This window comes from Aeromicrobium sp., from assembly GCF_036676885.1.
GTDB lineage: Bacteria > Actinomycetota > Actinomycetes > Propionibacteriales > Nocardioidaceae > Aeromicrobium.
In genome coordinates this window covers 1-6,900 of sequence record NZ_JAKFCB010000347.1, presented here as the reverse complement: position 1 = coordinate 6,900, position 6,900 = coordinate 1, and the positions used below count along the sequence as shown (strand labels likewise).

At 69.1% G+C, this 6,900-nt stretch carries 7 protein-coding genes; 4 read left to right on the top strand and 3 right to left on the bottom strand.

Annotation, left to right across the window (positions count from 1 at the left end):
- On the top strand, positions 1 to 652 hold a 652-nt coding region (locus tag V6M46_RS16385), incomplete at its 5' end, for a cytochrome P450 (RefSeq protein WP_332667035.1).
- Between the two features lie 69 nt (positions 653 to 721).
- Here the strand turns inward: V6M46_RS16385 and V6M46_RS16380 are convergent.
- The 3 genes from V6M46_RS16380 to V6M46_RS16370 form a co-directional block, all read right to left on the bottom strand.
- Positions 722 to 1,888 carry a thiolase domain-containing protein gene (locus V6M46_RS16380; protein ID WP_332667033.1) on the bottom strand — a complete coding sequence of 389 codons (1,167 nt, stop codon included), beginning with the start codon at positions 1,886 to 1,888 and terminating at the stop codon, positions 722 to 724.
- Entirely contained in the window at positions 1,885 to 2,946 is a 1,062-nt protein-coding gene (locus V6M46_RS16375) for a thiolase domain-containing protein (protein ID WP_332667031.1), read from the bottom strand. Before V6M46_RS16375 ends, V6M46_RS16380 begins: the two co-directional genes overlap by 4 nt.
- Positions 2,947 to 3,028: 82 nt before the next feature.
- On the bottom strand, positions 3,029 to 3,988 hold the full coding sequence (locus V6M46_RS16370; RefSeq protein ID WP_332667029.1) for a Zn-ribbon domain-containing OB-fold protein: 960 nt from the start codon (positions 3,986 to 3,988) through the stop codon (positions 3,029 to 3,031).
- A gap of 79 nt (positions 3,989 to 4,067) precedes the next feature.
- On the opposite strand from V6M46_RS16370, the gene V6M46_RS16365 reads away from it, so the two are divergent.
- From V6M46_RS16365 to fadD8, 3 genes are all read left to right on the top strand, one after another.
- Entirely contained in the window at positions 4,068 to 4,529 is a 462-nt protein-coding gene (locus V6M46_RS16365) for a nuclear transport factor 2 family protein (protein ID WP_332667027.1), read from the top strand.
- Complete coding sequence (locus V6M46_RS16360; protein ID WP_332667025.1) at positions 4,526 to 5,374, top strand: SDR family oxidoreductase; 849 nt, start codon at positions 4,526 to 4,528, stop codon at positions 5,372 to 5,374. The genes V6M46_RS16365 and V6M46_RS16360 overlap by 4 nt, the downstream gene beginning before the upstream one ends.
- Before the next feature lie 2 nt (positions 5,375 to 5,376).
- On the top strand, positions 5,377 to 6,900 hold a 1,524-nt coding region (gene fadD8, locus V6M46_RS16355), incomplete at its 3' end, for a fatty-acid--CoA ligase FadD8 (protein WP_332667023.1).

Sequence of the window (6,900 nt, the reverse complement as noted above, 5' to 3'; positions counted from 1 at the left end):
CAACCCGGACGAGGCCGCCGCCGAGATCCTCATGTACGCGATGGGTCTCGCCGAGGAGCGGCGCAAGAACCCGCAGGACGACATCATCACCAAGCTCATCACCGCCGACGTCGACGGGCACGGTCAGCTGGGTGAGGACGAGTTCGGCTACTTCGTCATCATGCTCGCGGTCGCCGGCAACGAGACCACGCGCAACGCGATCACCCACGGCATGAACGCGTTCTTCCAGTTCCCCGACCAGTGGGAGCTGTGGAAGGCCGAGCGCCCGTCGACGATGGTCGACGAGGTCATCCGCTGGGCGACACCCGTGACGGTGTTCCAGCGCACCGCGCTCAACGACGTGATGGTGGGCGACGTCGAGGTCAAGAAGGGCGAGCGCGTCGGCCTCTACTACGCCAGCGCCAACCACGACGAGGACGTCTTCACCGATCCCGGGACGTTCGACATCACCCGCAGCCCGAACCCGCACCTGTCCTTCGGCGGGCACGGCGCGCACTACTGCATCGGCGCCAACCTGGCCCGGCTCGAGGTGGAGATCATGTTCAACACCCTCGCCGACCGGCTGCCGAACATCACCAAGACCGGCGAGGCCAGCCGCCTCCGCCACGGCTGGATCAACGGCATCAAGGAGCTCCCCGTCAAGTACGTCTGAGGCGCTCCACCTCGGCGGTCGAGTAGGAGGCCGCCCTCCTCACTCGACCGGCGAGACGGCTGGGTTGGCTCAGTGGTTCGGCTTGTCGGCCCCGACGACCCACATCGCGAAGAACTGGGAGCCGCCGCCGTACGCATGACCGAGCGCCTTGCGGGCGCCGTCGACCTGGTGCTCGCCGGCCTCGCCCATGACCTGGAGCGCGGCCTCGCCGAAGCGCAGCATGCCGCTGGCGCCGATCGGGTTGGAGGACAGCACCCCGCCGCTCATGTTGACCGGGATACGGCCCTCGATGCGGGTCTCGCCGGCCTCGGTGAGCTTCCAGCCGTCGCCCTGCTCGGCGAACCCGAGGTTCTCGAGCCACATCGGCTCGAACCACGAGAACGGCACGTAGATCTCGGCACAGTCGATCTCGTCGATCGGCGACGAGATGCCGGCCTGCTTCCAGAGCGCAGCGGCTGCCTCGCGGCCGGCATGGGGGTTGACCTGGTCACGCTCGGCTGCCGTGGTCGGCTCGCTGCGCATCTGGGTCCCGTGGATCCAGGCCGGGTTCTTGATGCCGGACCGCTCGACCGCATCCTCGGACGCTATGACCAGGGCACAGGCGCCGTCGGAGGACGGGCAGGTCTCGTCGTACCGGATCGGGTCCCAGAGCATCTGCGACGCCAGCACCGACTCGACTGTCGTGTCGGGGTTCTGCAGGTGGGCGTACGGGTTCTTGAGGGCGTTCTGCCGGTCCTTCGCGGCCACGATCGCACCGATGTGATCGGGTGCGCCGGAACGCCGGATGTACGAACGTACGTGGGGCGCGAAGTAGCCGCCGGCACCCGCATGCACGGGCATGATGAACGGCACCGGGATCGACAGCGCCCACATCGCGTTGGACTCCGACTGCTTCTCGAAGGCGACGGTCAGCACGCGTTCGTGGATGCCGGCCTCGACCAGCGAAGCGGCCACGATCGCGGTCGAGCCGCCGACGGAGCCGGCGGTATGGACCCGCAGCAGCGGCTTGCCGGCCGCTCCGAGCGCCTCGGCGAGGTAGAGCTCGGGCATCATGACGCCCTCGAACAGGTCCGGCGCCTTGCCGATGACGATCGCGTCGATGTCGTCGAACGTCACCTCGGCGTCGGCCATGGCCCGGTCGATCGCCTCGCGCAGCAGCCCGGCGATCGACACGTCCGCGCGCTTGGCCCGGTGGTGGGTCTGGCCCACGCCGATCACAGCGGCAAGAGTCGTCATGCGCGGGCCTCCATCGTCAGCACGAGATTCTGTTGCAGGGCGGGTCCGGAGGTGGCGTGCGCGAGGGCTCTCTGGGACGAGCCCGACCACACCTGCCTCGCCGCCTCCCCGATCCGGTTGAGACCGGCGGTGAACATCGGGTTGGCGGTGAGCGCCCCGCCCGACGGGTTGATCCGTACGTCGTCGCCGAGGCCCAAGGCCGAGCCGAGGATCAGCTCCTGGTGGGAGAACGGCGCGTGCAGCTCGGCCAGATCGACTCCTTCGACACCGGCAGCGGCACCCGCCGATGTGGTGCTCGTCGAGACCGTGAGGTCGCGCGTGTTGAGGGCCCCGGGCTCGATGCGGTGCTCGATGCCGGTGATCCAGGCCGCGGGCCCGGGCAGCCGGTCGAACGCCGGAGTGTCGGCCGCCGAGATGACGATCGCCGCGGCGCCGTCGGAGACCGGGGCGCAGTCCCACCGGCGCAACGGATCGGCGTACACGGGCTGGGCCAGCACGTCCTCGACCGTGGTTGCCTTCGACCGGATGGCGTACTCGTTGCCGGCGGCGTCGCTCATCGACCGGGCGACGACGGCCGCCATCTGGTCCTGGTCCCAGGCGCCGCTCTCGAGACCGGCGCGTGCCTGCATCCCGGCGACCGACACGGCGTCGGCCCACAGCGGCGTGACGGTGTACGGATCCATCTGCAGGGAGAGGATGCGCCGCAGCTGACCCGCGCTGGACTTGCCGAACCCGTACACGAGCGCGGTGTCGACCAGCCCGGTCTGGATCTTGACCCACGCCTCGTAGAGCGCCCACGCGGCGTCCATCTCGACGTGCGACTCCATGACCGGCGGCAGCGCGCCGATCGCGTCGACGGCGGAGACGAACGAGAACGAGCGTCCGGCGAGGTAGTCGCTCGAGCCCGAGCACCAGAACTCGATGTCGGACTTGGTCCACCCGGTCTGCTCGAACAGCTCCGCGAAGATCGGGACGAGCAGCTCCACGCACGTGGGGGACCCGTCGAACTCCTTCATCTGGCGCTGGGCAAACCCAACAATCGCTACATCACGGGTCATCCTGCCGCCACCTCCGTGGAAAAGGCACGGTACGGAGATGCCGGCAGGATCGCTGCCTCATGGTTCGTTCGCTGACGCTCTCTCACAGGTGCACCTTGTAGGTCTCGTAGTCGGCGTCCGGTTCCCCGGTCGGCTCGAAGTGGCTGATGTTCTCGATCGTGGTGCCCCACTCGTCGCGGGGCTTCCACACGGCCTTGACCCGCATCCCCATGCGTACGTCGGCGGGGTCGACGCCGAGCAGGAGGTGGAGGAACGCGATGTCTGCGCCGTCCAGCAGCATGTACGCCGAGACGTACGGCGGCGTGATCCGCTGGCCGAGGAACGGGACGTTGACGATGCAGAACGTCGTGACGATGCCGGTGTCGGGCACCTCGACCTCGGTGGTCGTCGGGACGCCGTCGACCGGGCAGGCGCCACGCGGCGGCACATAGACCTTCTCGCACACGGGACAGCGCTGGCCGAGGATCCGGCCTTCGGCGAGTCCGCGGAAGAACGCCGACTCCTCGGGCGATGCCGCGAAGTCGTACGCGAGGTGCACCGGGGCGACGATCCCGGTCACCGGCTCGCCGTCCCCGGCACCCGGCGTCGTCGCGGGCGAGTCGTCGAGCGGCTCGAACCAACGGATGTCGGTGATGGCTCCGACGGTCTCGTCGGCCCACCGCGCTCGGACGCGCATGCCGGTCTCGATCTGGTCCGGCGCCTCGACGGCGACCGCATGCAGGAGCGGCCTGTCCGCGCCGTCGAGGACGATCTGGGCGAACGCGAACGGCCGGTCGAGGGGCTGCCCGGGCACGGGCTCCGGCACCCAGGCCCAGCTCTGCACGACGCCCTCGTCGCTGACCGGCACCAGCTCGGTGATCGGGTCGTACGTACGCGGGTCGTACTCGGGCGGCGGCACGGCGACGGTCCCGTCGGACAGCGTGCCTCCGAGGACCTGGCGACGTTTGAGGCCGGTCATGAACTCCGACAGGGTGGGGCCGAGCGACCGGGTGTAGTCGAACTCGACCTTCATGGGCGCGTGCAGGGTCCCGGCATCGGTCATGCCCCAAAGTGAAACATGTTCTAGTTTTGGCGGCAAGTGGACATTCCTCAAAACTGGAACGTGTTCTAGTATGGCGAGCATGATCACGTCCGACGCCATCAGCTGGAACGCGCCCAACGACCCGCACCCGGCCCGCGCCGCCTCGCAGCGCTCGTACTCCGCCGTCGCCAAGGGCGACCTCGACGAATGGCTCACGGTCTATGCCGAGGACGCCGTGATCGAGGACCCCGTCGGACCGTCGATGTTCGATCCCGACGGCAAGGGTCACCGCGGCCACGACGGCATACGGGCGTTCTGGGAGGCCGCGATCGCGCCGATCGACCGGTTCGAGTTCGAGATCGACGACTCGTTCGCGAACCCCGAGGGCAACACCTGCGCCAACATCGGCCGGATCAAGACGTCGTTCGCCGACGGCAGCCACACCACGACCGACCTGATCATGGTCTACGTCGTCAACGAGGACGGCCGAGTCGCCTCGATGAAGGCCTACTGGGAGCCCGAGCGCACCATGGCGTCATTCACGAAGGAAGGAGCGGCATGACCGTGTTCGGCACGAACATCCTGGAGGGCAAGGTCGCGTATGTCGCGGGCGGGACCCGCGGTTTCAACCTCGCGATCGCCAAGCGGTACGCGGCGCAGGGCGCGAAGGTCGTCGTGATGAGCCGCGACGTCGAGCGCTGCGCCTCGGCGGCGAAGGAGATCCGCGAGGAGGGCGGCGAGGCCCTCGGGCTGCCGGCCGACGCCCGCGACTACGACCGGGTCGCCGAGACGATGCAGGAGACCGCAGACACGTTCGGCGGCATCGACATCGTCGTCGCGGGCCAGGCGGGCAACTTCTACGCACCGGCCCTCGGCATGACGTCGTCGGCCTTCCAGTCCGTCGTCGACATCGACCTCATGGGCACGTTCAACCTCTACCGGGCGAGCTTCGAGCACCTGCGTACGCCGGGCGCATCCCTCATCGCGATCACGGCGCCGGAGGCGGTCAAGCCGCTCGCGTTCCAGAGCCACGTCTGCGCGTCCAAGGCGGCGGTCAACATGCTGACGAAGTGCCTCGCAATCGAGTGGGGCCCGGCCGGCGTGCGCGTCAACGGCATCAGCCCCGGTCCCATCGAGGACACCTGGGGCATGGACAACGTGATCGCGACGATGCCCGGCATCAAGGAGCGCATCACGGCGTCGACGCCGCTGCGCCGCTGGGGCACGCACGCCGACATCGCCGACGCGGCACTGTTCCTCGCCTCGGACGCGTCGTCGTACGTCACCGGCACGATCCTCGACGTCGACGGCGGCATCACGATCAACACCGCGGGCGCAGAGGAGCGCGACGCCGTCGACTTCAAGGACGATCCGCGGGTCAAGGGACCCGGCAAGGGGGCGCGCTAGACATGACGCTCGATCCCGACATCCACCGCGGCCCGCACTCGGGGCAGATGCTCCTCGACTCCCTCAAGCGGCACCGAGACGCGTCCGTCATGCAGCTCGGGGACCGCAACATCACCGGCCAGGAGATGGCCGACCAGATGAGCCGCTACGTTCGCGCGCTCGAGGACATGGGCGCCGGCACGGGGACGGCGGTCGGCCTGCTGGCCGCCAACCGGCCCGAGGTGCTGTTCCTCATCGGTGCCGGCCAGACGCAGGGCTATCGGCGTACGGCCCTGCATCCGCTCGGCTCGCTCGACGACCACGCGTACGTGCTGGATGACGCGGGCGCCACCGCGCTGATCGTCGACAACATCCCCACGTTCCTCGAGCGGGCCGACGCGCTGCGGGAGAAGGTCCCCTCGCTCACGACCGTCATCACGATCGACGACCTCGCCGAGAAGGCGGCGACGTACGACGCCGAGCCGCTCGTCGCGAAGGATCTCCCGCCGGACCACGTCGTCGGCATCACGTACACCGGTGGCACGACCGGCAAGCCCAAGGGCGTCATCGGGACGGCGTCGAGCATCGCCGCGATGACCCAGGTCCAGCTCGCCGAGTGGGAATGGCCCGAGGCGCCGACGTTCCTCATCTGCACGCCGCTGTCCCACGCCGGCGCGGCATTCTTCGCGCCGACCGTGGCGAAGGGCGGGCGGCTCGTGGTGCTGCCCGGCTTCGACCCGGCGACCGTGCTGCGCACGATCGAGGAGCAGAAGATCACCGCGACGATGCTGGTGCCGAGCATGCTCTACGCGCTGATGGACCACCCGGACTCGCACACGCGCGACCTGTCCAGCCTGGAGACCGTCTACTACGGAGCGGCCGCGATCAACCCCACCCGCCTGGCCGAGGCGATCGACCGCTTCGGCCGGATCTTCGCGCAGTACTTCGGCCAGTCCGAGTGCCCGATGGTGATCTCCTACCTGGCGAAGGCCGACCACACGCCCGAGCGGCTCGCCAGCTGCGGGCGCCCGAGCGCCTTCCTGCGTACGGCGTTGCTCGGCGAGGACGGCGAACCCGTCGAGCAGGGGCAACCGGGCGAGATCTGTGTCGCCGGGCCAGTGCTTGCCGGCGGCTACTGGAACAAGCCGGAGGAGACCGCCGAGGCGTTCCATGACGGCTGGCTGCACACGGGCGATGTGGCCCGCGAGGACGAGGACGGGTTCTGGTACATCGTCGATCGCATCAAGGACATGATCGTCAGCGGCGGCTTCAACGTCTTCCCGCGCGAGGTCGAGGACGTCATCGCCGAGCATCCCGCGGTCGCCCAGGTGGGCGTGATCGGCACGCCGCACGAGAAGTTCGGCGAGGCCGTCACGGCGATCGTCGTGCTCCGCGAGGATGCGAAGCGCGACAACCGCTCGGTCAGCCAGCTGAAGACCGAGATCCAGGCGCTGGTCAAGGAGCGCAAGGGCGCGGTCCAGGCACCCAAGCAGGTCATCGTCGCGGACTCCTTGCCGCTGACCCCGCTGGGCAAGCCGGACAAGAAG